23 protein-coding genes are annotated in these 23,504 nt (G+C 46.7%); 10 read left to right on the top strand and 13 right to left on the bottom strand.

All coding sequences use genetic code 11. From position 1 onward, the window contains the following. Positions 1 to 88 precede the first annotated feature (88 nt). Both PAEAM_RS24525 and PAEAM_RS24520 read left to right on the top strand, forming a co-directional pair. Positions 89 to 1,270 carry a putative glycoside hydrolase gene (locus PAEAM_RS24525; RefSeq protein ID WP_100529304.1) on the top strand — a complete coding sequence of 394 codons (1,182 nt, stop codon included), beginning with the start codon at positions 89 to 91 and terminating at the stop codon, positions 1,268 to 1,270. A gap of 205 nt (positions 1,271 to 1,475) precedes the next feature. Beyond that, on the top strand, positions 1,476 to 2,828 hold the full coding sequence (locus PAEAM_RS24520; RefSeq protein ID WP_047844233.1) for an MATE family efflux transporter: 1,353 nt from the start codon (positions 1,476 to 1,478) through the stop codon (positions 2,826 to 2,828). Positions 2,829 to 2,911: 83 nt separating this feature from the next. On the opposite strand, the gene pfkA is transcribed toward PAEAM_RS24520, so the two are convergent. Together pfkA and PAEAM_RS24510 are read right to left on the bottom strand one after the other, a co-directional pair. Further along, positions 2,912 to 3,883 (bottom strand): 6-phosphofructokinase, encoded by a 972-nt coding sequence (gene pfkA / locus PAEAM_RS24515; protein ID WP_100529303.1) that lies wholly within the window; start codon positions 3,881 to 3,883, stop codon positions 2,912 to 2,914. A gap of 53 nt (positions 3,884 to 3,936) precedes the next feature. Continuing rightward, the gene (locus PAEAM_RS24510; RefSeq protein WP_017689390.1) at positions 3,937 to 5,016 is read right to left on the bottom strand and encodes a tetraprenyl-beta-curcumene synthase family protein; all 1,080 of its coding nucleotides are present in this window, start codon (positions 5,014 to 5,016) and stop codon (positions 3,937 to 3,939) included. A gap of 179 nt (positions 5,017 to 5,195) precedes the next feature. Here PAEAM_RS24510 and PAEAM_RS24505 point away from each other — a divergent pair, with 179 nt between their 5' ends. Both PAEAM_RS24505 and PAEAM_RS24500 read left to right on the top strand, forming a co-directional pair. Beyond that, a complete protein-coding gene (locus PAEAM_RS24505) occupies positions 5,196 to 6,536 on the top strand; it encodes a polysaccharide biosynthesis protein (RefSeq protein WP_100529302.1) in 1,341 nt (446 codons plus the stop codon). Between the two features lie 40 nt (positions 6,537 to 6,576). Further along, positions 6,577 to 7,749, top strand: coding sequence for an MFS transporter (locus PAEAM_RS24500; RefSeq protein WP_074094449.1), 1,173 nt, complete (start codon positions 6,577 to 6,579; stop codon positions 7,747 to 7,749). A 155-nt stretch (positions 7,750 to 7,904) separates the two neighbouring features. Here PAEAM_RS24500 and PAEAM_RS24495 read toward each other — a convergent pair whose 3' ends face one another. After that, on the bottom strand, positions 7,905 to 8,102 hold the full coding sequence (locus tag PAEAM_RS24495) for a cold shock domain-containing protein (RefSeq protein ID WP_017689394.1): 198 nt from the start codon (positions 8,100 to 8,102) through the stop codon (positions 7,905 to 7,907). A 162-nt stretch (positions 8,103 to 8,264) separates the two neighbouring features. Between PAEAM_RS24495 and PAEAM_RS24490 the strand changes: the two genes are divergently transcribed. From PAEAM_RS24490 to PAEAM_RS24470, 5 genes are all read left to right on the top strand, one after another. Beyond that, positions 8,265 to 8,498 carry a hypothetical protein gene (locus tag PAEAM_RS24490; RefSeq protein WP_017689395.1) on the top strand — a complete coding sequence of 78 codons (234 nt, stop codon included), beginning with the start codon at positions 8,265 to 8,267 and terminating at the stop codon, positions 8,496 to 8,498. A 3-nt stretch (positions 8,499 to 8,501) separates the two neighbouring features. Further along, complete coding sequence (locus tag PAEAM_RS24485) at positions 8,502 to 8,687, top strand: hypothetical protein (protein WP_036609669.1); 186 nt, start codon at positions 8,502 to 8,504, stop codon at positions 8,685 to 8,687. Between the two features lie 213 nt (positions 8,688 to 8,900). Then, complete coding sequence (gene pepF, locus PAEAM_RS24480) at positions 8,901 to 10,691, top strand: oligoendopeptidase F (RefSeq protein WP_036609671.1); 1,791 nt, start codon at positions 8,901 to 8,903, stop codon at positions 10,689 to 10,691. A 132-nt stretch (positions 10,692 to 10,823) separates the two neighbouring features. Continuing rightward, on the top strand, positions 10,824 to 11,204 hold the full coding sequence (locus tag PAEAM_RS24475) for a LapA family protein (protein WP_100529301.1): 381 nt from the start codon (positions 10,824 to 10,826) through the stop codon (positions 11,202 to 11,204). A 113-nt stretch (positions 11,205 to 11,317) separates the two neighbouring features. Continuing rightward, positions 11,318 to 12,358, top strand: coding sequence for a M42 family metallopeptidase (locus PAEAM_RS24470; protein ID WP_100529300.1), 1,041 nt, complete (start codon positions 11,318 to 11,320; stop codon positions 12,356 to 12,358). Positions 12,359 to 12,477: 119 nt separating this feature from the next. Here the strand turns inward: PAEAM_RS24470 and PAEAM_RS24465 are convergent, their stop codons facing one another. From PAEAM_RS24465 to PAEAM_RS24425, 9 genes are all read right to left on the bottom strand, one after another. Next, positions 12,478 to 13,419 (bottom strand): hypothetical protein, encoded by a 942-nt coding sequence (locus tag PAEAM_RS24465; protein ID WP_100529299.1) that lies wholly within the window; start codon positions 13,417 to 13,419, stop codon positions 12,478 to 12,480. Between the two features lie 161 nt (positions 13,420 to 13,580). After that, positions 13,581 to 15,512, bottom strand: coding sequence for an ABC-F family ATP-binding cassette domain-containing protein (locus PAEAM_RS24460; RefSeq protein WP_100529298.1), 1,932 nt, complete (start codon positions 15,510 to 15,512; stop codon positions 13,581 to 13,583). 60 nt (positions 15,513 to 15,572) lie between these two features. After that, positions 15,573 to 16,151, bottom strand: a complete 579-nt coding sequence (locus tag PAEAM_RS24455) for a TetR/AcrR family transcriptional regulator (protein WP_036609680.1) — start codon at positions 16,149 to 16,151, stop codon at positions 15,573 to 15,575. Positions 16,152 to 16,163: 12 nt separating this feature from the next. After that, a complete protein-coding gene (locus tag PAEAM_RS24450) occupies positions 16,164 to 16,973 on the bottom strand; it encodes a DUF92 domain-containing protein (protein WP_076326951.1) in 810 nt (269 codons plus the stop codon). A 228-nt stretch (positions 16,974 to 17,201) separates the two neighbouring features. Further along, complete coding sequence (locus PAEAM_RS24445) at positions 17,202 to 17,975, bottom strand: ABC transporter permease (protein ID WP_100529297.1); 774 nt, start codon at positions 17,973 to 17,975, stop codon at positions 17,202 to 17,204. 17 nt (positions 17,976 to 17,992) lie between these two features. After that, the gene (locus tag PAEAM_RS24440) at positions 17,993 to 18,769 is read right to left on the bottom strand and encodes an ABC transporter ATP-binding protein (protein ID WP_100529296.1); all 777 of its coding nucleotides are present in this window, start codon (positions 18,767 to 18,769) and stop codon (positions 17,993 to 17,995) included. Between the two features lie 27 nt (positions 18,770 to 18,796). Further along, a complete protein-coding gene (locus PAEAM_RS24435) occupies positions 18,797 to 19,852 on the bottom strand; it encodes an ABC transporter substrate-binding protein (RefSeq protein WP_100529295.1) in 1,056 nt (351 codons plus the stop codon). Between the two features lie 12 nt (positions 19,853 to 19,864). Then, positions 19,865 to 21,313, bottom strand: a complete 1,449-nt coding sequence (locus PAEAM_RS24430; protein WP_100529294.1) for an aryl-sulfate sulfotransferase — start codon at positions 21,311 to 21,313, stop codon at positions 19,865 to 19,867. Positions 21,314 to 21,372: 59 nt separating this feature from the next. After that, a complete protein-coding gene (locus tag PAEAM_RS24425) occupies positions 21,373 to 21,930 on the bottom strand; it encodes a MarR family winged helix-turn-helix transcriptional regulator (RefSeq protein ID WP_074094440.1) in 558 nt (185 codons plus the stop codon). A gap of 386 nt (positions 21,931 to 22,316) precedes the next feature. Here PAEAM_RS24425 and PAEAM_RS24420 point away from each other — a divergent pair, with 386 nt between their 5' ends. Beyond that, positions 22,317 to 22,724 (top strand): hypothetical protein, encoded by a 408-nt coding sequence (locus PAEAM_RS24420; protein WP_100529293.1) that lies wholly within the window; start codon positions 22,317 to 22,319, stop codon positions 22,722 to 22,724. A 122-nt stretch (positions 22,725 to 22,846) separates the two neighbouring features. On the opposite strand, the gene PAEAM_RS24415 is transcribed toward PAEAM_RS24420, so the two are convergent. Beyond that, entirely contained in the window at positions 22,847 to 23,479 is a 633-nt protein-coding gene (locus PAEAM_RS24415) for a fumarylacetoacetate hydrolase family protein (protein WP_100529292.1), read from the bottom strand. Positions 23,480 to 23,504 lie beyond the last annotated feature (25 nt).

The raw sequence follows: 23,504 nt of genomic DNA, 5'->3' as shown, positions 1-23,504 counted from the left end.
TTTCATTACTTGATTAATATGGTTAAAAGCCCAGAGGCTTTAATGTATAATTCATACATGGAATGCACACATAAGGGAGTGGAAATGAATGAACATGTTTTGGGCTTTAATGGCTATGGCCTTTGGAAGCTTTGGTGGTGCCCCCGCAGTGGCGGACCAGGGAAATCCTCAATTCCAATCGTTAACCAACAGTTTTAACACCGCAATTATCCAATCTCAAAAAGATCAGGTTGTTATTGATGCCGATAACCCACCTGCCAAAATTGATCCTCAACCTGATGCACCTGTGGTCAAAGGTATTTATGTAACGGCCTACAGCGCAGGCGGCGCACGTATGAAAGAATTGTTGGAACTGACAGACAGTACAGAACTGAATGCCATGGTCATTGATATCAAAGACGATCTCGGATACATAACTTATCCCACAGAAAACAAAGCGCTTCAGAAAATGGGTAAATCCCAACCTTTTATTCGGGATATCGATGCCTTGATGAAACGATTGCAAAAACATGAGGTCTACCCGATTGCACGTGTCGTTGTATTCAAAGATACGATTCTTGCCAAGAAAAATCCGGAGCTCTCCTTCCGTAACAAGGATGGATCTGTATGGGCAAATGGCAAAGGCGACAGCTTTGTGAATCCGTACAGCAAGGAAGTATGGGACTATAACATTGAGATTGCAAAGGAAGCAGCCAAGCTTGGATTTAAAGAGATTCAATTTGACTACGTTCGTTTCCCGGAAGGTTTCGAAACTCGAGCCGATGTACTGAAATATACCAAATCTGACAAGTCACGCGTGGATGTTGTGGCTGAATTCGTGCAATATGCACGCAAGGAGTTGGCCCCGCTAGGTGTTCGTGTCTCGGTTGATATTTTTGGTTATGCCGCTTCTGTACCTGCGGCTGAGGGCATTGGACAGGATTTTGTTAAGATATCCGAAAACGTGGACGTCATCTCACCGATGGTATACCCTAGTCACTATTCTACTGGCTGGTATGGGGTCAAGGACCCTGACAAAGATCCTTACACAACCATCAAGGGTTCAATGGAAGATACACACAAGAAACTAGACCCTACCAAAGAACTCAAACCCGTCATTCGTCCGTGGATTCAGGACTTCACAGCAAGCTGGCTGGGCAGTGGGCATTATATCAAGTATGGCAAGAAACAAGTGGAAGACCAGATTAGAGCGATGAAAGACATGGATGTGCATGAATATCTGCTCTGGAATGCGTCCAACCGTTATACATCAGGTGTACAATATAAGTAATCCGCACTCTTTCATACTTCTCATTTCATCCAACCTCGTTCTGCTTGAAGCGGAGCGAGGTTTTTTGGTGTTCATTTTTCTCTGTACACCCCTACTCTGCTTTCTGTCCCTATTCAAATTGATCAAAATCCACTACAATAAATAGCTGTCCAGATATGACACTTGGATGACATCTCTTCAGAATAGCGAGGCACTGCCAGTGAACATGAACACAACAAGTTTTTCCCAAAAAGTGAAGCAATTCCTGATTATATTTTTGCCCATCTTCACCACTCAAATCGCCCTCTCTGCCATGTCGTTCTTCGACACGAATATGTCAGGCAAGTTTTCTCCGGCCGACCTTGCAGGAGTTGCAATCGGCACAAGTCTGTGGATGCCAGTTCAAACTGGACTAAGCGGGATTCTGATCGGTATTACACCTGTCGTTTCCCATCTGTTAGGTTCCAAGCGTAATGATCAGATCGGGTATAACGTCATCCAGGCGCTGTATCTCGGGATTGCAGTCAGTCTCGTCGTTATCGGAGCCGGGGCGTTGTTACTTGGCCCTATACTGAACGGAATGCCTCTGGAGCCCAGGGTTGCCCAAGTCGCCTTCTATTTTTTGTGCGCACTCGCTTTTGGCATTATTCCGCTCTTCGGATATACAGTGCTGCGCAGCTTCATGGATGCACTTGGCCAGACACGGACTACGATGTTCATTACGTTGGTTTCCCTGCCCGTTAACATCTTTCTAAATTATCTGCTGATATTCGGCCGCTGGGGCTTTCCACAATTGGGCGGTGTTGGTGCTGGTGTTGCTACAGCATGTACATACTGGCTGATCTTTCTTATTAGTCTCTTTTTTGTCCATCGGGTCGAACCTTTCGCCCAGTATGGCATTTTCCGTCAATGGACCCGTGTCTCATTCTCCAAATGGAAAGAGTTACTCAAGATTGGAGTGCCCATCGGATTTGCGACTTTTTTCGAAACGTCCATCTTCGCTGCTGTGACTTTAATGATGAGCCGTTTCGATACCACAACAATTGCTGCACACCAGGCGGCGCTGAATTTCGCTTCTACGCTCTACATGCTGCCTGTGAGCATATGTATGGCTCTTACGATCCTTGTGGGCTATGAGGCAGGTGCGGGGCGTCTGAGAGATGCCAGACAATACAGTCTGCTTGGAATTGGTGGAGCCATCGTGCTCTCACTGCTGACAGCGATCGTGTTAATTGTGTTCGGCGAACAGATTGCAGGCGTGTATTCAAACGATCGAGAGGTCATTGCACTTACGCAGCATTTCCTCATCTACGCCATTTTCTTTCAGATCTCAGATGCGATTGCTACACCGACCCAAGGAGCATTGCGTGGCTACAAAGATGTTAATCCGGCACTAATCATTACGTTCATAGCGTATTGGATCATTGGCTTGCCTGTAGGTTATCTAACTGCTACGTATACTTCACTCGGTGCCTTCGGATACTGGATTGGACTCATTGCCGGCCTTGCTGTAGGAGCAACAGCGCTTCTCTGGAGACTCTTCCTGGTACAAAAACAAGCCGCACTCCGCAAGGCGTAACATTGATATACTCACTCCGTGAAACAACAAAAAGAGCACAATCCACGTTAAAACGGGATTGTGCTCTTTGCGTATGAATCGAATTATTGGGACAAACGTTGTGCAAGCTCGTAAGTCACCATATCGAAATCTTTTTTTGTGTTAACCACTTTATCAATATCTGTCAGGGTAAGTTCACCCTTGGTAATGCCACAACCTTTGTCTGTCTCGCCTGCAATCAGACTGCGAACAGCGAAGTCGCCAAGACGGCTTGCCAGGTTACGGTCGAAAGGTGTTGGCGTACCCCCACGCTGAATGTGACCTAGAACGGTTACACGTGGCTCATACGTTGGGCAACGTTCCATCAGTTCTTTTGCTACATCCTCACCTTTGCCTACGCCTTCTGCAACGATGATAATACTGTGACGTTTGCCGTGTGCAAAGTTAGCTTTCATCCGATCTGCTACTTCGTCCATGTCAAACGGAACTTCTGGGACAAGAATCGTTTCAGCACCCGAAGCAAGTCCGGCATGCAGAGCGATATCTCCACAGTGACGACCCATAACTTCAACGATGGAAGAACGTTCGTGTGAAGACATCGTATCACGCAATTTGTTTACTGCATCAACTACTATGCTTACAGCTGTATCAAATCCGATGGTATAGTCGGTGAATGAAACATCGTTATCAATCGTTCCTGGCAGACCCATGGTGTTAATGCCCAGCTTGCTGAGTTTGTTTGCTCCGTTGTAGGAACCATCCCCACCGATCACAACCAGACCGTCAATGCCACGCGCACGCAGAATGTCCGCACCTTTTTGCTGACCTTCAGCGGTGTAGAACTCCTTGCAACGTGCCGATTGAAGAACCGTTCCCCCACGTTGGATGATATCCCCTACACTCCGCAAATCCATTGGGAAAATGTCATTATTCAAAAGACCCTGGTATCCACGTTGAACTCCAAATACTTCGAGACCGTGAAACAGTCCGCTGCGAACAACCGCACGAACAGCTGCGTTCATCCCCTGTGAATCACCACCGCTCGTTAATACTGCGATTTTCTTTACTGCTGTCATGATGTTTCTTCCTCCTCTAGTTTCACTTCAGGCTCCGCAATATCACACCTGACTTACATATTTTTCCGTATCCAGCGACTGAAAATGAAGAAAAATATTCTTGTGATCGGACTATTTTTCAGCAGACGTTTGGATACAACGCGAACTTCCTGTTGTTCGCTGACTTTGGGATCAGACAGGTAAATGGCAATCAGTCCTTCGATGATCATCCGGTGAAAGGAGCTACCCGGAATCTTCTGCACATCGCTGCGTGCCATCTCCACAATAAAAGCAATTCGGTCCAGCATTGTCTCTACATTCTCATAATAGTTGCAGAAGTTGAGATCTCCCCCGATGCGGTCCTCATCCTGATCAATTAAATAATCGAGCATAATGTGCAATGCGCATACATGTGGGAAATAGGCCGTGTGGATCGAGGCCGCTTGCTCTTCAGTCAACTGATCGTCACTCGCAGCCAGAAACAGCATGAAAACGCCCAGTGTAGAGCCAGTTGCAGCAGCAAATTCGTTCCAACGAAACTGAGGTGTGCGATGACGATGCTCCGACCACCATTCGAGCAGTGCCGTTTCTCTCAGTTCCGGCTTGATATGCTTATATACCTGCAGGTCCGTGTATAGGCCTGCCAGATCCTGAATTTGGGGCTTGGCGGACGTATAGCCTGGTAACTGACGGGTCAGTTCCTGACATGTGGTCACCAGATTCCGCAGATATCCACCGTCATCCTGCTCCTCACGGAGGGCATAATAATTGACGGGAATTGCTTCGGGATCTACCGCATCAAGCATGGATTGATGGAGAAGACGAAAGTCATCCGGGTCCATCGACGTGCTGCGGTCGCACAGATTGTCCAAATAATCACTAATAGTTTGATATGAAACGATCAGCGGAATCAGAATGTGTCTGTTGGGCAAATCAGCCAATGCGTAGACGGTTCCGCCTTCACAGTGAAACTGTTTATCCTTCAGACTGGCAAGTGCCTGTGTACGCAACTCCTCATTCGGAATCGCCTCAGCTTGAGCACGCCATCCATTCAGTGCCTTCCGTGTTTCCGGAATGGTGTATTTGTACACCCCTCTCATCAATGCCAACGGTCCACGCGGATATTGATGACGTTTTCGATTTGATTGGCTCAAAATAAATGTGCCTCCACTTGGTTGAATACGTATTAGAGCGATTTTTAACCATTCCTATTATAATATGATCCCCTTAATTGTACAAATGATCTGCCGCATATTCCGCATAAAAAATCGCATCCGCGCCCAAAGCTTTGTGATATACTAGGCATATTTCATCCATCAAAGGAGTCGTTGACATGTCGTCAAGTGAATCACTTTCGTGGAGACGGTTATTTTCTTTTTTTGTGCCACTTGGCATTTCCGCCTCTCTCGTCACCATTTCTCACGTCATCATAAACAGCACATTAGCACGTTCCGCTCATCCCGAGACGGTTATTGCCAGCTATGCCATCGCCGGTAGCTTGTTAACCCTCACGGAACGCCCCTCCACCCTGCTGCGGCAAACCTGTTCCGCACTGGTTCGCGATCGCCTTTCCTTTCAGGCCCTCACGTTTGTGACCAAAATATTTCTTGCCTGTGTGCTTCTCATTGGGTTTCTTATCGTATACTCTCCCGTTGGTACCGGGGTGTTCAAATACTTGTTTGGTGTAAGTCCGGATTTGCTGAACAAAGTCATCGACGTATATGAAATTCTCATGTATGTAAGTATCTTTTCAGTGATCCGCAACATCTATCAGGGGATCATCATTACGAATAACCGCACCAAGTGGTTAACCATCGGGATGGTATTCCGTTTAGCCGGAATGTACGGCCTATCCCTCTATTTCATATACACAGACAGCATTGACAGTGGACGTGTAGGCGCTATCATTTTTGCTGCTGGCATGATGATTGAAGCGCTTGTCAGCTTTCTGGAGGGTAACAGCATCAAGCGCAAGATGCCAGCCAAGCTTGAGGATCATCCCGTCGAGAGCAAGGGAGACGTATTTCGCTTTTATAAGCCACTGCTTTTATCCAGCTTTGTAGCGCTGTTCATAGGACCGGTTATTAACATCGTACTTGGCAAAACGACCGGGATCACACTAGCCATTTCATCCTTTGCCATAGCAAGCAGTCTGATGCAGTTGATGCTAAGCTTCTTTACATACATCCATCAGATCGTGCTGAATTTCTACCTTGTGGACGCCAAACTGGTACGAAAATTCGCACTTGTCACCGGATTTATTCCGTTTGCGATGATGGTGTCGATTGCCTATACCCCCTTGGGACCATGGGTACTCGAGAATGTCATGAGCGTTCAGGGCGAACTTTTGCAACAAAGTCTGTGGACGCTGCGTGCGTTCGTCTTATTTCCGCTGATCTTCCCTTTTCTGGATTTCAGCAATGGCCTCATTCTGCTTCGCGGTCAGACAAAAACGATGTTTCGTTCGCAAACGGCGAATGCAATCTGCACGGTAATTGTGCTGCTTATACTGGTTAGTATCTTCCCTGCGTGGAACGGCATGATTGGCGCTGTTGCCCAATCCCTTGGCCTGCTCGCCGAACTCATCATTGTCTGGCTTGTCATCCGGCGCACGAAGCAAGAACCTACGATGTCCGTGCCGAAAGCCAATAAATCAACATCCCTGAAAGGGTAATAAAATCATTGAATTGTTATCAAGATTGGAGTCTCTCATCATGAAATTAAGTCACAACGCCCGCCCGGATCAGAACTGGTTGCGGGCTCTCATGTTCACCATCTTTGGTTCCACCGTTCTGGTGGTATCCTACTTCCAGCTTTACTTCAGTCATCTGGGCTTCAGTCGGGCTGAGATTGGATATCTCTACGGAATTGGCCCCCTCATCTCTGTGTTCTCCAATATGTTCTGGAGCATGGCCAGCGACCGCTACCAAACGGTACGCAAAGTGATGATCATTCTGCTTGGTGGTCAATTGATCACAGGAATCATGCTCGCCAATGCAACAACTTTCGGTCAGGTATTTGTACTCGTGACCCTGTTTTACTTTTTCTATTATCCGGTCTATCCACTCTCCGATACGATGGCTATTACAACGGCCAGCAAGTACGGCCGAAATTTCACTTCCATTCGAGTCTTCGGATCGATCGGTTATGCCTTCTTTGCATTAAGTATCGGGTATTTCCTTGGATCTTTTGGTCCAGCATGGACGATTTGGGTCTGCGTTGGTCTTGCTGCAACTACACTATTGATCAGTTTTCAACTGAAGGATCAACCTTCGGGAAGCAGTAGCAAAATGGATCTATCGGGGTTATGGGCTATTTTGAAACGCAGAGATGTGCTCACCTTTTTTGGCTGTGTATTTTTGCTTGCCATGGGACATCGCATGAACGAAGCATTTCTTACCATCACGCTAAAAGATCTGGGTGCCAGCGAGGGGCTGATCGGCTGGTCTTTGCTGATCTCTTCCGTAAGTGAAATCCCCATATTTCTACTGCTCAGCAAGTATGGAAACCGTTATAAAGAACTGCCGCTAATTGCTTTTGCTGCACTGATGTATACGGTTCGTTTGCTTCTCATGTCCATATCCGATACACCTGCAGCCGTTGTTGCAATTCAGACGATGCACAGTGTTACCTTTGGTATTTTCTACGTTACGGCGGTCCGCTACATCATTCGCCTAGTTCCGGACGGCTACAGAGCTACAGGTATGGCTTTGTTCACCATTGTCTGGTCCAGTGCTTCGGGACTTCTTAGTGGAACGTTGGGCGGACTGCTGCTGGAACATGCAGGCAGACAAACCTTCTATCTCACCGCTATGGCTTTCTCCCTGGCTGCACTAATCGGTTTCGGATTGAAGTTATGGTCCAGCATGACCAACCGTGTCTCGTGAACACACAGGGAAACTTACATCGTATTCAACCGTTATATACACTGAAAATTTTAGAATCAAAAAAAGCACAGCCTCCCATGGGGGACTGTGCTTAGGTTCTTAATATTCAGCTATAAATTTATAATATATAAGAAGTCCGTTAGCCGGATAAATTCTTACAGTTTGTTTACGTTAGCTGCTTGAGGACCACGGTTTCCATCAGTGATTTCGAATTCTACCGCTTGACCTTCTTCCAATGTTTTGAAGCCATCTCCTTGGATTGCGGAGAAATGTACGAATACGTCCTCGCCGCCTTCAACTGAAATAAAGCCATAGCCTTTTTCTGCGTTAAACCATTTAACTGTACCTTTCAAATGAAAAACCTCCTAAAAATATCGCCATCTATGGCGAATACCCTTATTATACTGTATGGGCTTCCATTTTGCAATTTAACTTTCCATAAATGTCGAAAAAATTTGCTTTGAATCGTAGGGTACGGTATCATTTTACCAAAACCGTTAGTTTGGAGACTACCTATGATAAAAAAACATGAAATATACAAAACAGACAAGTGGAATATGATGACCGTAGAAGTTCAAGGCAAATATCTCGTACTGCGAGAAATTTCGGAAGAGTGGGGCGAAGAATGCCATACATTCCTTAGCCGTCCTGCATTAATGCACTGGGCTGAACGCCGTTTCCCAAAAGCAGATTTTGAGAACCGTGAGGATGAATGGCGTCAATTGATGGCTGCCTTCAAAGGGGTCTAACCCATGCAGCTTGACTCAAGCAATGTCGTCATCTTTATTATCCTTGCCTTCTCCCTTGGTATTGTGCTTATTCTGGGACGCAATTCCATCCCGGATCGATTAAGACGGGGAATGGCGCTTATTGCTACCCTGCTCATTTGTTTCGCCTTTTTCCTGATCGTTTATTTTCTGTATAACATGGGAGCCTAATCACGGGGACCCAGATGCTCAAATATTTCAACGTGCCTAAGGTCATACTATACGAGATTATTCGTATCGTAAGGAGGAAGGCCGTTGAAATACCAGAAATCGCTATCTGTTATCCTGGTACTTAGTCTGATTCCTTCGTCTCTCTCCGCACAGGCAAGCGAGACGAAGGCAGCTTCGTCCATACATTCATCAGATCATCAAAGGAGGATTTCCATGAGTCAATTATTGAAACGTTCCGAGGTGCCGGCTGAACATAGCTGGAAACTGGAAGATTTATTTGCCGATCAGAAAGCCTGGGATCAAGAATATGAAGAAGTATCGTCTTTGACCAAGAAGGCCTCCGAATTCCAAGGCAAACTGAATCAACCTGATGTACTCAAATCTTGCTTCGAATTCGAAGATGAGATCAGCCTCAAAATAGAACGCCTCTTTGTGTACGCACGTATGCATCAAGATGAAGACACAGCGAATCCTACATATCAAAACCTGTCCCAAAAAGCCCAGAAATTAGGCGTACGGGTTGGTGAAGCACTTTCTTTTGTCACACCGGAGATTCTTTCCCTGCCGGATGATCAGTTGGACGCATTTATTGCAAACGAAAAACTTTCTGCTTACACATTTACGCTGGAAGAGATGAAACGCGAAAAAGCCCACGTTCTTAGCCAAGCAGAAGAGGCTTTGCTTGCACAGGTAGGCAACCTTTCACAAGCACCACAGACAATCTTCAGCATGTTGAATAACGCCGATCTCAAGTTCCCAAGAATCAAAGATGAACATGGTAACGAAGTTGAGCTGACACACGGCAGCTACATTCAGTTCCTGGAGAACCCTAACCGTGAAGTTCGCGAACGTGCCTTCAAAGCGGTATACGAAACGTATGCCAAACAGAAGAACACAATTGCGGCTGCCCTGAATGCAAATGTAACCAAAAATATGTTCTATGCTAATGTTCGGAAGTACCCTTCCGTGATGGAAATGTCCCTATATGGAGATAACATCCCAACGGATGTGTATACCAATCTGGTAGACACCATTCACGAGAGCCTTCCGTTATTGCATCGTTATATGGACCTGCGCAAAAAGTTGCTGGGTGTGGATCAATTGCACATGTACGATCTGTTCGCTCCACTCGTAGACGAATACAAAATGGATATTACCTATGAGGAAGCGAAACAAACGGTTAAAGACGGTCTGAAACCACTCGGCAAGGACTATGCTGACGCATTGCAGACTGGATATGATAACCGCTGGATCGATATTTATGAGAATGAAAATAAACGTTCAGGCGCATATGCCTGGGGCGCTTACGGCACTCACCCGTATGTCTTGTTGAATCACAAAGATAACCTGAACAGCATGTTCACACTCGCACATGAAATGGGTCACGCTCTGCATTCACATTACTCGGATACAACACTTCCGTATCGTGATGCACAGTACACCATCTTCCTGGCTGAGGTTGCATCCACAACCAACGAAGCGTTGCTGATGGATTATCTGCTTAACAAATCAACAGATCCAAAGGAAAAATTGTATCTGTTGACCTATTATGCCGACCAATTCCGTACAACGGTATTCCGTCAGACCATGTTTGCTGAATTCGAGAAAATCATTCATGAACGTGCGGAACAAGGTGACGCATTAACACCACAATTGTTATCCGAGATCTATTATGATCTGAACGTTAAATATCACGGAGAAGGCATGGCTGTTGACAAAGAAATTGAAATGGAATGGGCTCGTATTCCCCACTTCTATAACAGCTTTTACGTTTACAAATATGCTACAGGCTTCTCCGCAGCAACAAGCTTTTCCAAGCAAATCCTGGAAGAAGGCCAACCGGCTGTTGACCGTTATCTTGGCTTCCTGAAGAGTGGTGGCAGTGATTACTCCATCAACATTCTGAAAAAAGCAGGTGTGGATATGTCTACACCACAGCCAATTCGTGAAGCTATGAGTGTCTTCAAGGAACTGATTGAACAGATGGAGCAACTAACCAAATAAGGTTGTCTTTCCATGTGACCTGCATCCCTTGCCCGTTTGGGCAGGGGATTTTATCATCATTGCAAGATGCAACATACCCGAATATGGGTAATGCATATCTAGTTCTCAATTGTTCAACAAGGAGGCAACACCATGAAAATGCAATGGGCACTCATAGCAGGTCTTGTTTTTGCACTGCTCACGGGAATCTTTGCGGTTATTAATGTGGATTCCGTACAAGTCAACCTGTTATTTAACACGGTACAAATCCCGCTGATCTTGCTGATTCTCGGCTGTACCCTGATCGGTGGAATTATTGTAGGGTCATATGGCATCTATCGCCAATACAGACTGCAACGCGAGAACAAGCAATTGAAATTGCGTGTAACTGAATTGGAAAGTTCCGCGACAAGCAAATCTACGTTGGATTCTTTCAAATCGATGGATTCGCTTGACTCAAATGAATCCGACAGCCTATTGGAGAATGATTCGATCCAGAGTCAGCGCAAAGGAAACCCTACGGGAACACTGTAACCAATCAGAGACAGCCTGCTGGCGAGTCAGGAATGGTAGTATCACATTCTCCCCCCCAGACAGGCTGTATTTTGTTTCACACCATACCCATGATCCGAGGAGGAAATTACACAATGAGTTTTACAATTGATGAATCATACGTTTTGTCTTTTCTGAAAAAATTGCTGGACACACCAAGCCCAAGTGGTTACACACATCATATTATCGAGATGATCCGGAAGGAAGCAGCCGCACTGGGCATCGCCTGTGAGCTGAATAACAAGGGCGGTGCGGTGCTTACATTGCCTGGACAGGACTCTTCCAAGACAATCGCTTTAAGCGCCCACGTGGATACGTTAGGGGCCATGGTACGCTCGGTTACATCCTATGGAACATTGAAGCTTACCTCTGTCGGTGGCTTTTCGATGCAAAGTATTGAAAACGAATATTGCAGCATCCATACTCGGGATGGAAAGACATACACAGGCACCATTCTCTCCCTTCATCCATCTGTCCACGTTTATCCGGATGCACGTACCTTTGAACGGTCCGAGAGCCATATGGAAGTTCGAATCGATGAGGTCGTCTCCTCCAAGGAAGATGTGTTGAAACTCGGGATCTCTGTCGGCGACTTTATCTCCTTTGATGCTCGCGCAGTCATCACGCCGAGTGGTTATATCAAATCACGTCATCTGGACGACAAAGCCAGCGTGGCTGCCCTCTTTGGCATCCTTGAGTCTGCACATCGTGAAGGCTGGAAACCATTACATAACGTCTCTCTGCTTATCTCGAACTATGAAGAAGTTGGACATGGCGCATCATATATCCCTGCGGAAATCAGTGAAATGATCGCTGTAGACATGGGAGCTATGGGTGATGACCTGAGCTGTAAAGAAACCGACGTTTCCATATGTGCCAAAGATTCTTCTGGCCCGTATGACTACGATATGACCAGCCGTCTCATTGAACTGGCCAAACAAGATGGAATGGATTACGTCGTCGACATTTATCCCCACTATGGCTCAGATGGCAGTGCAGCATTACGCGGAGGAAATAATATCCGAGCAGCACTGATCGGTCCTGGAGTTCACGCATCTCATTCCATGGAGCGTACGCATAAGGATGCTGTCCTGAATACGGCACGATTGCTCGCATCCTACATTACAACCAAGTAAAACAGAATCATTGATCGACGAAATTATCATGGATAACATCCACATGTTCGTCTAAGCAGAAGGCCCCTTCCAAACACACAATTCGGTGTGCTTGGAAGGGGCCTTTGTTGTCATATCTCTTAATCTTCTGCCTGTTCCACATATGCATGATATTTACGATCCAATATCTCTAACTCTGCCTTATGGTCACGCATTTCATTTCTTAACACATGCATGGTTTTCCGAACGGCACTCAGTCCATCCTTCACCTGACGTTCGGCTTTGCGAATTTTGTCCTGAACCATCCAATCTACGAAGAGGTTATCGAAGAAATAGTCTGCGAATGAAAGCAGACCTCCCAGATGCAGATCCGCGTGTACAGCCATCTCTACATCCTCCAGTTCCTTCTGAAAACGTCGTAGACGCTTACCTGCATCCATGATAGCGACCTGAGCGTCATCCATTCGTCCTCGCTTGATATGTGTGGAGATCACCCCACCGCCCATCATGTCATATACACCCCAATTGCCTGCCGAAGCCAAAGCCTTCTCGGCACGTTCAAGGGCATAGAGCAGGTATTCCCCCTCCCGGAAAGCTTCATCCAGTTCCTGAAGCTCACTCGCCAGATGTTCCCGATTCTCAGCCATGTGTTGCAATTCCGCATCTTGGTCCAGCAGACGACCTTCCTTCTTCCCCCACAGCGCGTTGTAGTCGCTCTGCCAGTACTGATACTGCCGCCCGCCCTCCAACTCCTGCTCCACATGAATTCGTTGCTCCTGTACGTCTTGTAACATGCGACAAGCGGTGTCGTATGCAGCCTTGCTCTCCATGAGTTCCAGCTCTTCCTTCTCCAGACGTTCTGTCTTCTTGCCAATCAGTTGATAGAAAAATGCCGACAATGTCATACTGTTCAGTCGATCAACGTCCTTCTGCTCCTTCTGGAGATGCTCCAGACGACTTTTTACCTTTGCTTCCCATTCGCTTTCCTCCGTTTGAAGCTTCTCCAGACGTTTGGTCCATTTCTCGTAAATTCTCCCCTTTTCCTTGAGCACTGCCAATTGTTCATTAATTTCCTTATACATAAGTGTGGTGTTCTCTCCCTTCTATGGAATTCTTTACTTATAAAACGTTATGAACATACAGAACGTTTCACTTTAATGCGCAAATTTGCAGACAAAAAACACCCTCTCCTCCTATGCGACATAATGTCACGAAGGAAAAAAGGGCGATGTTTAGTTATAAATTAAGACTTGCTCTGTTCAATCTGCTCTGCAAGTTCATTCAGAACGGTCCAGCGTTCCATCAATTCATCCAGATGACGTTCAGCCTCAACCTGCTCCGTCATCAACTCCTGCAGACGGGCAGAATCACTAAACGACTCTTCCATCTCTTTGTTAATCCGGACAAGATTGGCTTCAGCCTTCTCAATATTTTCATCAATCTGGTCGTATTCACGTTGCTCCTTGAAGCTGAATTTCAACTTCGGTTTAGCCACTGACACAGCAGGAGTCGTTTTCTCCGATGACTGCTTCACCTTCACCGCTCCTGTATCACTTTCCTGAGTAACTCCAGGTGCATTTTTCAGCATCCATTCCGCATACTCACTGTAGTCGCCAACGTGTACACGTACTGCACCGTTGCCCTCAAAAGACAAAACTTTATCGACAGTACGATCAAGGAAATAGCGATCATGGGATACCACAAAAACAACACCCGGAAAATCGTCCAGATAGTCTTCAAGTACAGCGAGTGTCTGGATGTCCAGATCATTCGTCGGCTCATCCAGCAGCAATACATTCGGAGCAGCCATCAGCACACGCAGCAGATACAGACGACGCTTCTCTCCACCAGAAAGACGGGAGATTGGCGTCCACTGGGATGCCGGAGTAAACAGGAACCGCTCCAGCATCTGGGATGCTGTAATCAGAGAGCCATCAGCTGTTTTCACATTCTCGGCCACTTCCTTGATATACTCAATCACACGAAGAGATTCGTCCATCTCCTGATGTTCCTGTGTGAAATAACCCAGATTGACCGTAGGACCAACGTCAACCACACCTGCATCAGGTTCCAGCTTGCCAGATATCATCTGAAGCAACGTGGACTTACCACTACCGTTCGGTCCGACAATCCCTACCCGATCTCCAGGTACGGCAATATAACTCAGATCTTCGATCAGCGTGCGCCCACCCACGGATTTGGAAAGATGCTCGATCTCCAGAATCTTTTTACCCAAACGAGTGGAGCCAACGGATACTTCCAATGAACCCGAGCGCTGGACTCCTTGCTGGTCTTTAAGTTGTTCGAAGCGATCAATTCTCGCTTTTTGTTTCGTTGTCCGTGCCTTGGCACCGCGACGAATCCACGCAAGCTCTGTCCGAAGCAAGTTCTTACGCTTCTGTTCCGAAGAAGCTTCCCGTTCTTCGCGCTCCGCCTTCAGTTCCAGGAAACGTGTATAGTTCGCTTCGTATCGGAACAAACGTCCATGATCCAATTCCAACATGACATTCGCCACACGATCCAGGAAATACCGATCATGCGTAATCATAAGCAGTGCGCCGCGGCGCTTCTGCAAGTACTGCTCCAACCAAACGACCGAATCATTATCAATATGGTTCGTCGGCTCATCCAGAATGAGCAGTTCGCAAGGATGAATCAGTGCAGCAGCAAGTGCTACCCTTTTGCGTTGTCCACCAGACAATGTGCCCATCAGTGCATCGAATTGACGAATACCCAATTTGGACAAAATGCTCTTCGCTTCACTCTCCATCTGCCAGAGCTGAAGCTGCTCCATTTGCTGATTCAAACGTAATAATCGCTCTTGCAACGCTGGATCGGACGAATTCAGTTCCAATAATTCCATCGTTTCCGTATATTCACGCACGGTTTTCATTTCCATGCTGTCACCTTCGAATACTTGTTGCAGTACCGTATTATCCGGATTGAAGTCCGGATTTTGCGCCAGGAACTGAATACGTACGTCATTACCGATCGAGATCTGTCCCGCGTCTGCAGGTTCCATACCAGATATCACACGCAAAAACGTGGATTTACCGGTTCCATTTACCCCAACGACACCAATCTTGTCCTGATCAGCCATGCCAAATGAAGCATCCTTGAACAATATTTTTTCGCCATAACTTTTTGCAATTTGCTCTACCGTCATTATGTTCATTGCTCGTACCCACTTCTCTGTAAATTAAAATTCAATATTACGTACATCCGCGCACTTACTTTAAACTTGTAAAAAAGAACGGCATCCATCCAGAAACAATGCTGCTGCAAAAGCAATTCGTTTGTTCAGATGTTCCTCATTAAACTCCGGATTCAACATAATATCCATCTTCAGCCGGTCCAGAATTCCGATATATGCTTCAGCGAGCAATACAGGCTCAGGTACACTTGCACTTTCCAATACCTCACACACCATACTCATGTATTGATTCATGAATGCCTTCATGAATTTCATCAGATCCGGATCATTATTGGGTGCCATAAAAAAGAGCTTGGTATGATTGCGACGCTCATAATAATACGTAAGGTGGGTCTTGGCTATTGCTCCAAGTTTATCACCTGTGTTCTCATACGAGTTCAAAGCATATTCAAGACGGCTGATAAAACTGTTACAATCCCGCTTGGATACTGCGATAAATAATTGTTCCTTGCTTTTGAAATATAAATAAATGGTGCCTTTTGCGATGCCGGCTTCGTCTGCAATATCAGACATTTTGGTCTCATAAAAACCTTTCGAGCCAAAAATACCATAGGCCGCATCCAAAATAGCCTCCGATTTGTCTCCCTGTACAGTGCTCAAATGTACTCCCCCTTACAACGCCAAAATGTTACCTAAACCAATCGCCACACATCCGCCGATCACCGAGCTAAGCACGTTCACCAGGTCGTTACTCATCCATGCCCAGCCACGAGCCCGAACCGTTGGATGCCCGCAATGTTCATGTACCTCAACTTCACGGCCACACACAGTACAACGATACATCATCTGCACCGTTGCGCCCAGATAGGAATCGGCAAAAGCACCTGCCAACCCGCCTGCAAGACCGACAAAAGTCCAACTAAACAGACTAAGCCCTTCTATCCCGGCGATCCAGGAAAACAAGAATGCTCCCGCACCAATCAGACCCCCGCCTACGGCTGCAGCCACGGTGCCAAGAAGTGAGACACCTCCTGAAGCACCTGGCGTAAGTACCTTCCACGTGAGAACAGAGCGCGGCGGCTTGCGACTGAGACTCCCAATTTCGGTTGCCCATGTATCCGATGTAACGGTAGCCATTACACCAATGAAAGCATACACCCATGCCGGATGTGGAAATATCCAGTATCCCAGACATAGGAACATACCCATTCCACCATTAGCCATCACTTGTCCGGCATCCCGATTTCCTGACTTGGCATAGGATTTCTCCAGCTCCTGCTTCCGATCTTTACGAAACCTGGAGAGCAACGTTGAAGTAATGAAAAACAACAATAACGTGCCAAACCAGAACAGGTTACCCGCTCCGTAATATATCGTTCCCATCATGATGGCTGCCAGGCAGCCAGACAAGGTTAGCGACTTTTTCGCATAGGCAGCACCTGCCACCATAGAAGCGCATACGGCGCCAATAATCCAATCCATAATGTCTCCTGCATGCAGCGTATGTACAGCCCGCATGACGTTTATTGTATTTTTGAAATTCAATTATACCACGGTTTGATCCCAATGCCGAAACTCCTTACGCCAGCACATAAAAAACCCGTTTTGACCTCGTGTAGAAGTGCCAAAACAGGTTATTGATCAAACGTTAAAATAAGATAACTTCCCTCTTCAAGTAACGTCTGGAATTCGGTGTTCCCAGGTTCTGTTTCAGACCCGCTTCGCTCCTCCAATGACTCCATATCGGTAGAGTATTCTGCGACCAAACCAGTTGAACAATCGATCCGTCAGGAATCCCATAAAACCCAGGGAAATCAGTCCGACAAAGATCCAATCTGTTCGGAAAAAGAGTCTGGAGTTCCAGATTAAGTAACCCACTCCCTCATTGGAGGCAATCATCTCAGCACCGATTATGGCCATATACGAGGTTCCCATCGCCAGTCGCACACCTGTGAAGATATACGGGGTTGTCGCCGGAACAATCACATGCAGCAGAATCTGCCGTTCATTGGCTCCCATACTGCGGGCCGACCGGATTTTATCTTCTTCAACGGAGAGTACACCTGTCAGTGTATTCAATACAACAATGAAGAAGGTTGCATACATAATGAGCGCGATCTTGGATTGCTCACCAATTCCGAACCACACCAGAAATAAGGTAATAAAGGCGATCGGCGGGATAAAACGTATAAAGTTAAGGAACGGTTCCGCGAACAGCCGGATGAGATGAACTTTGCCAATAATCAGCCCTACCGGAATAGCAATGATGCTTCCGAGTACCCACCCCGCCAGTACACGAGTGAAGCTGATTCCGATATACTCCATCAGCGTACCGTCAGCAATAAGTTCGCGTGCTCCCAGGATCGTATGCCACGGACCAGGGATTACGTCAGGCCCATAGATAAGGGCACCAAGCTGCCAGATTAAGATGACCGTTACCCATAGAAGCGGGATAGACACCCATTTTTTCTCCAACCATTTCATCTTGTATATCACCTCAATTATTCTTCAAAGTGGCCTTGAATTCGGTCATACAGGGTGTTGAACTCAGACGAGGCGATGTTCCTCGGATAAGGTAAGTTGTTATTGTATATATCCGTTATATTTGAAGATGGACCTACGGACATAATGCCTATGCGCTCACCAAGCAATAACGCCTCCTGAATATCGTGTGTGACAAAGATAACGGTTTTATGGGTTTCTTTCCAGATATTCACCAGTTCCTTCTGCATGGTCCGTCTCGTCATCGCGTCCAGCGCACCGAATGGCTCATCCATCAGCAAGATCGCCGAGTCATTGGCAAGTACCCGGGCCAATTGAACCCGCTGCTTCATGCCACCCGAGAGTTCTTTCGGAAATTTGCCCTCATGAGCACTCAGTCCAACAAGCTGGATGTATCGATCAGAGATTTCACGCCGTTGTGTCTTAGGCACCTTGGACATTCGAAGTCCGAATTCAACATTCTCCCTCACAGTTAACCATGGAAAGAGAGAAGAATCCGCCTGCTGGAACACCATCGCCCGATCCCTGCCTGGTCTGTCGATCTCCTTGTTGTCTACCTTGAGCTGTCCGCCTGACTTGGAGATAAAACCCGCGATCATATTCAGCAACGTTGACTTCCCACACCCACTGGGACCAAGCAGGACAAAGAACTCTCCTCCCTTGATAACCAGATCGACATCCTTAATGATATAATGCACATCCCCATTGGTCGGGGCATGATACGTTTTCCGCAGCTGTTCAATATGAATGGTGTGCTGAGTTGCAGGTAAGGACATAACGGACACCTCCCATTTCAATAAGAATTATTTACTAAATGTCACTTTATCCGGCAGAGCCTGCTGGAGAGAAGTCAGATCGAGTTTGGTGTTGAGATCAAAATCCTGTTCGATGATTCCGGTGTCCACCATATATTGCTTCTGACCTGCCAAACTATCATAAGCAGCCTGCGTAAATCCAACTCCCCATGGATTGATCGGAAGGTCTTTCAACGTGGCATCTTTAGGCTGTTTGGTCTCTTGATACATCAGATCGGCAACTTCTTCAGGATGCGCTTGAGCATACGTGGATGCTTCATCCAGCGCCGCAAGGAAGTCACTTATCTTTTCAGGGTTTGCCTGGATGAATTCATTACTCGATACCAATCCCATACCAAGGCGTATAGGGGTCTGAGACATATCCGTCAGCTGATGTACTCCTTCGAGTGCATCGAATTTATCGGTTAACGCGGAACCTATAACCCAAGCGGCATCAAGGTCTCCCTGTTTCAGTGCGATGTAGGCTTCATCAAAAGCCCCCTGACCAATTTGCGTCACATCACTCAGCGCCACCCCCTGATCTTTCAAATATTCATCCCATAGATATGGAATAAATGTGCCTCGAATGAAACTTACTTTCTTGCCCTTCAAATCCGCTCCATTCTGAATATCCTCCCTTGCATACAGCTTCCAGGCGGCTGCCGCTTCATCCGTAGTCTGACCTGCAGAAGCGATGACTGAATATTCCCCTTTAGACAAAGCATTTAATACAGGGAAGTCCGCCCCGTACGCAATATCTACCTGTTTGATAAATAGTGCATTTACACCTTCAGCCGGTGAGCCAAACGTAATACTCTCTGCATCAATGCCCCGGTTTTCAAAAAAACCTTTGGCAATGGCTACCCTGAACGTTGGGTTCGTACTTGTATCTGCGATTCGAATTTTTACATTATCGGTATTCTTGCCGGTAGCGTCTTTTGCTCCAGATCCTGCTGCGTTTGAACTGCATCCGGATAATAGGAGTGCCGTTGCCAGAAATAATATCAATATGCCAGTTACTATGGATGGTTTTCTCACAATATACACCCCATTCGATCTAGTCATGATTCTTGACGCTTAACCGCCTGACTTGCCTTCATCCGACGTTGCCACACAGGCTGCACCCTCCACAAATGGAAGAGTTGTCTCTACGCTCACGATGGATGCAGAACCTTTGGGTGCTGCTCCCGGGACCCTGTAGGTGGAGACATCAATGGCTTCGATGGCAACTTCCTGCGGTTTCTCCAACTGTGGAACCCACTGATAAGGAACTCGATATGAGCGATAGACCATATTGGTATTCCGCCCATCTGTGTACGGGGAGACATACTCCCAGACCAGCTCATGCTCCGCTGTCACTTCGAACAATCTGCCATTGGAACCCTCGGTTATTAGGGTGTTGCCGTTAGGTAAACGCTGGGCGGAACTGATGTATGGGCTATAAAATTTATAAGAATCCGTCGGAACCGAGAAACCTGCTTCTGCCGATGTATACTGCCAGACAATCTCCAGGGTGACCGGGTTAATCTCCAGTACACGCGAGTGATCCCGAATCGCATGTTTCAATCCAAATGGAGAAGCCGAATTTGGGAGGCCGTAACCTGCCCAGCCGCCATTGTCGAATACGAGCAAGTTCCCTTCTCCCGGTAGACCTTGGGGAATGATATGTGCATGATGCTGCCCGATAATTATGCCGATGTGTTTCGCTTCAGGTGAAGTATAGTCTGGCCCTAATCTCCACACGATCTTTCCGCTCTGTCTGTCTGTAATGGCGATAATGTTGGCCTCTCTGGCATCCCAGATAATATTGTCGGGGTGGAACCGTTCGTCTCCTTCCTCATAGAAACGGTTGGGTCCGACATAAGAAGCAGAATTAATATGTAACCAGTCACCAACACCACCACCCAGATGACCGAAAGAACGTGTATTCGGATCACGGAACAGGACATTTCGAGCAGCTTCATCAAAACCTAATTCTTCAAAATGTTCGTTAGGCAGCCACTCCCAGAGTACCTTCCCCTCCCAATCGACTTCGATAATGGCATCATCAAGCAATGGCTTATCTGAAATTTGCGAGTTACTCACATTTTTGTGTGCCAGAATAAGTGTTCTACCACTCTTCGTCTTTGGCGCAAGGCCAGGTGCATAATAACCTACCGGATTCCCTTCACGCTGATAATCATGATGCTGGCGGGCATACCATAGCGGCTCATACCCCGGATCTTCGATGTGTTCGTAGCTATTGTATTTCCATACAATGTTGCCGTCCCAATCCACTTGGACCAAATCGACATTGTCCTGAATACCGAACTTCGGATCTCTCCGACCCGTGCTGCCCAGCACGTAGCCGCCAGGTAATATTTTGGCCGGAAAACCTAACAATCCTTTCCACAGGTGAACCTCCTTGCCATTCATATCGATCAATACTACGCCTTCTTCACCTGCCTGATAAACGGTATAACCGCCCCAAGCCTTATCCGGATTGTATAACGTCGCTCCAGTTGGATATATTGTTGAGTGTCCCATTGATCATCTCTCCCCTAGAATGTTTGTGGTATATCAAATGTCGTTACTTTGACCCAACCTCAATAACTGAGATAGTTCCTCTTCCCGGTATTTTCCCGTTGCTTCTGCTCAAGGTCACTTGCGGAGGACCGATCATGTTCTTGTATCCCGTTGCTCTCCGCCAATTCCAGCACCGTATCCGAGAACCCCTCCAGATTCGCTACTACCCGCTCATAGAATTGACTTTGCTGCTCCAGTTCCTCACTCGTAAAACCCTCAAACAGAAGCGTGATACATCGGGCACCTATATTGCTGTTTCTCGCATACATCTCCCGACCGCTGGATGTGATGTCCAGTAAAACCGTCCGGCGATCGTCTTCCTTTCGTCTGCGGATGGTGAGTCCCTTTTTTTCCAACTTATCGGTTAGAGCAGTAATGGCACCGGATGTAAAGTCCAACTGTTCTGCCAGATCTCCAAGCCGCTGTTCTCCCTCACGAATGATTTTGTGCAGGATAAGCATGCCTGGCAGGCTGATACCTTCTACAGAGATGCGATCCCGCTCTTTGACAAATCGTCTGACCATTTTGCGAAATAACCAATCCGTCCGCTCCAACGCTTCCCAGTCTCTATCACTCATTTCATAACCTCCCTGATCGTTTGAAGCTTCAATAAAGATACAAAAAAAGGCCCCCGAGGACATTCCTTAGAGGAGTAGTCCCGGGAGCCTTTGGTGGTCCAATCAGCTCAATGCAGTTTTCAGTTCAAATTAGTTCACTGTTCATTTAATGAGTATTAAAATAATTGAGATTATCATATAACCAACTAACCCAACCTGTCAAGTGAGAATTAAAATATAGATCTACTTTTACCGTCATTACCCGCTGGTTTGAAATTACTTATCCTGTTTTAAGTTTCACTTCAGGTTTCCCGTTTACACTATTCTCAGATCGAAACATCAACAACTACATCTACGACAAGCTACGATTCAGTTCGTACTCAACTACAGAAATGAGGATTATCCATATGAATATGAAAAGAGTCATTATTATAGGCACAATGATTGTCACCATGTCCTTCGCCGGAACAGCATGGGGCCAATCCGCCATCTCTCCCATACCTACTGCTAAATGGTCCATCGTTGACTTGGACACTCGTGAGGGAAGCAGTGATGAGCTGCTCGACGCTCTGAATCAGGCTTCAGAAGCGGATCTGTATCAGGAACTGTACAGCGGCAAATCACTGAGGACAATTACGGAAGAAAATAACGGGAATTTGGATGAGGTCATTGCTATACAAGTAAGACAGCTCAGAGAGCAGTTGGATGAACGGCTCTCAAATGGAAGTATCAGCTCGGAGCAACATGCTGCACAACAAGCTGAACTGGAAGAGTTGGTCACACAGAGCGCAAATACAGCATACAGCTTGGCGTAAATTAGTAGCGTATCCGTACGATGAAGGTATAAACCTATATCCACGATAACACAGCAAAAAGGAGCGTATACACGCCCCTTTCTTGTAACCTATTCATTTCAAGCAGGTATGATGTGTAATCCTTATTGCACTGCCCCAATCGTGCAGGCACCCAAGGATTCGCCGTCCCATGCCAGTTCGAGCACATCTCCTGCTTGTGTTGGTCCAACACCTTCCGGTGTTCCTGTAAAAATGACATCGCCCGGCCCCAAGCCGTAATGATGACCTACATAATCCACAATATCCTGTAAACTAAAGATCATGTTACGAATATTACCACGCTGGACTTCCTCACCATTTTTGGTCAATGTAAAGTCTTTCTCCAGTAATGCTGCCGCACCCGGGAATGCCTGAAATGCAGTAACCGGAGCGGAATTTCTGAACCCTTTGGCCGCTGTCCACGGGTGGCCTTTTTTCTTAATCACGGTCTGTACGTCACGTAACGTAAAATCAATACCAAATGCATACGCATCCACCAGCTCATCTACCGCCATACCTGGCTCATAACTCCGGCCGATTTGCACGACCAGTTCAGCTTCATAGTGAACTTCACCCTTGGTAGCAGGCAATCCAAGGGTTTCACCATTCAAGGGCACGACTGCATGGGAAGGTTTCATAAAGATCATTGGCTCATCCGGAACCGCGTTACCCAATTCTTCCGCATGAAGTTTATAATTGCGTCCTACACAGTATACATTGCGAATGTTAGTCAACATGGGTATATTACCACCTTTATCGGAT

Origin of the sequence: Paenibacillus sp. GM1FR (assembly GCF_002803315.1) — a bacterium.
GTDB lineage: Bacteria > Bacillota > Bacilli > Paenibacillales > Paenibacillaceae > Paenibacillus > Paenibacillus amylolyticus.
Note: the sequence above shows the minus strand (reverse complement) of the source record. Positions and strands in the feature narration are given on the sequence as shown.

What these genes read in the sequence shown, in the direction of transcription:
- PAEAM_RS24490 (WP_017689395.1), top strand. Translation starts at nt 8,265, where the DNA reads ATGATAAAAAAACATGAAATATACAAAACAGACAAGTGGAATATGATG.
- PAEAM_RS24420 (WP_100529293.1), top strand. Translation starts at nt 22,317, where the DNA reads ATGAATATGAAAAGAGTCATTATTATAGGCACAATGATTGTCACCATG.
- PAEAM_RS24525 (WP_100529304.1), top strand. Translation starts at nt 89, where the DNA reads ATGAACATGTTTTGGGCTTTAATGGCTATGGCCTTTGGAAGCTTTGGT.
- PAEAM_RS24425 (WP_074094440.1), bottom strand. Translation starts at nt 21,930, where the DNA reads ATGAGTGATAGAGACTGGGAAGCGTTGGAGCGGACGGATTGGTTATTT.
- PAEAM_RS24465 (WP_100529299.1), bottom strand. Translation starts at nt 13,419, where the DNA reads ATGTATAAGGAAATTAATGAACAATTGGCAGTGCTCAAGGAAAAGGGG.
- PAEAM_RS24460 (WP_100529298.1), bottom strand. Translation starts at nt 15,512, where the DNA reads ATGAACATAATGACGGTAGAGCAAATTGCAAAAAGTTATGGCGAAAAA.
- PAEAM_RS24430 (WP_100529294.1), bottom strand. Translation starts at nt 21,313, where the DNA reads ATGGGACACTCAACAATATATCCAACTGGAGCGACGTTATACAATCCG.
- PAEAM_RS24505 (WP_100529302.1), top strand. Translation starts at nt 5,196, where the DNA reads ATGTCGTCAAGTGAATCACTTTCGTGGAGACGGTTATTTTCTTTTTTT.
- pfkA (WP_100529303.1), bottom strand. Translation starts at nt 3,883, where the DNA reads ATGACAGCAGTAAAGAAAATCGCAGTATTAACGAGCGGTGGTGATTCA.
- PAEAM_RS24445 (WP_100529297.1), bottom strand. Translation starts at nt 17,975, where the DNA reads ATGAAATGGTTGGAGAAAAAATGGGTGTCTATCCCGCTTCTATGGGTA.
- PAEAM_RS24520 (WP_047844233.1), top strand. Translation starts at nt 1,476, where the DNA reads ATGAACACAACAAGTTTTTCCCAAAAAGTGAAGCAATTCCTGATTATA.
- PAEAM_RS24440 (WP_100529296.1), bottom strand. Translation starts at nt 18,769, where the DNA reads ATGTCCTTACCTGCAACTCAGCACACCATTCATATTGAACAGCTGCGG.
- PAEAM_RS24500 (WP_074094449.1), top strand. Translation starts at nt 6,577, where the DNA reads ATGAAATTAAGTCACAACGCCCGCCCGGATCAGAACTGGTTGCGGGCT.
- PAEAM_RS24475 (WP_100529301.1), top strand. Translation starts at nt 10,824, where the DNA reads ATGAAAATGCAATGGGCACTCATAGCAGGTCTTGTTTTTGCACTGCTC.
- PAEAM_RS24435 (WP_100529295.1), bottom strand. Translation starts at nt 19,852, where the DNA reads ATGACTAGATCGAATGGGGTGTATATTGTGAGAAAACCATCCATAGTA.
- pepF (WP_036609671.1), top strand. Translation starts at nt 8,901, where the DNA reads ATGAGTCAATTATTGAAACGTTCCGAGGTGCCGGCTGAACATAGCTGG.
- PAEAM_RS24415 (WP_100529292.1), bottom strand. Translation starts at nt 23,479, where the DNA reads ATGTTGACTAACATTCGCAATGTATACTGTGTAGGACGCAATTATAAA.
- PAEAM_RS24470 (WP_100529300.1), top strand. Translation starts at nt 11,318, where the DNA reads ATGAGTTTTACAATTGATGAATCATACGTTTTGTCTTTTCTGAAAAAA.
- PAEAM_RS24450 (WP_076326951.1), bottom strand. Translation starts at nt 16,973, where the DNA reads ATGGATTGGATTATTGGCGCCGTATGCGCTTCTATGGTGGCAGGTGCT.
- PAEAM_RS24485 (WP_036609669.1), top strand. Translation starts at nt 8,502, where the DNA reads ATGCAGCTTGACTCAAGCAATGTCGTCATCTTTATTATCCTTGCCTTC.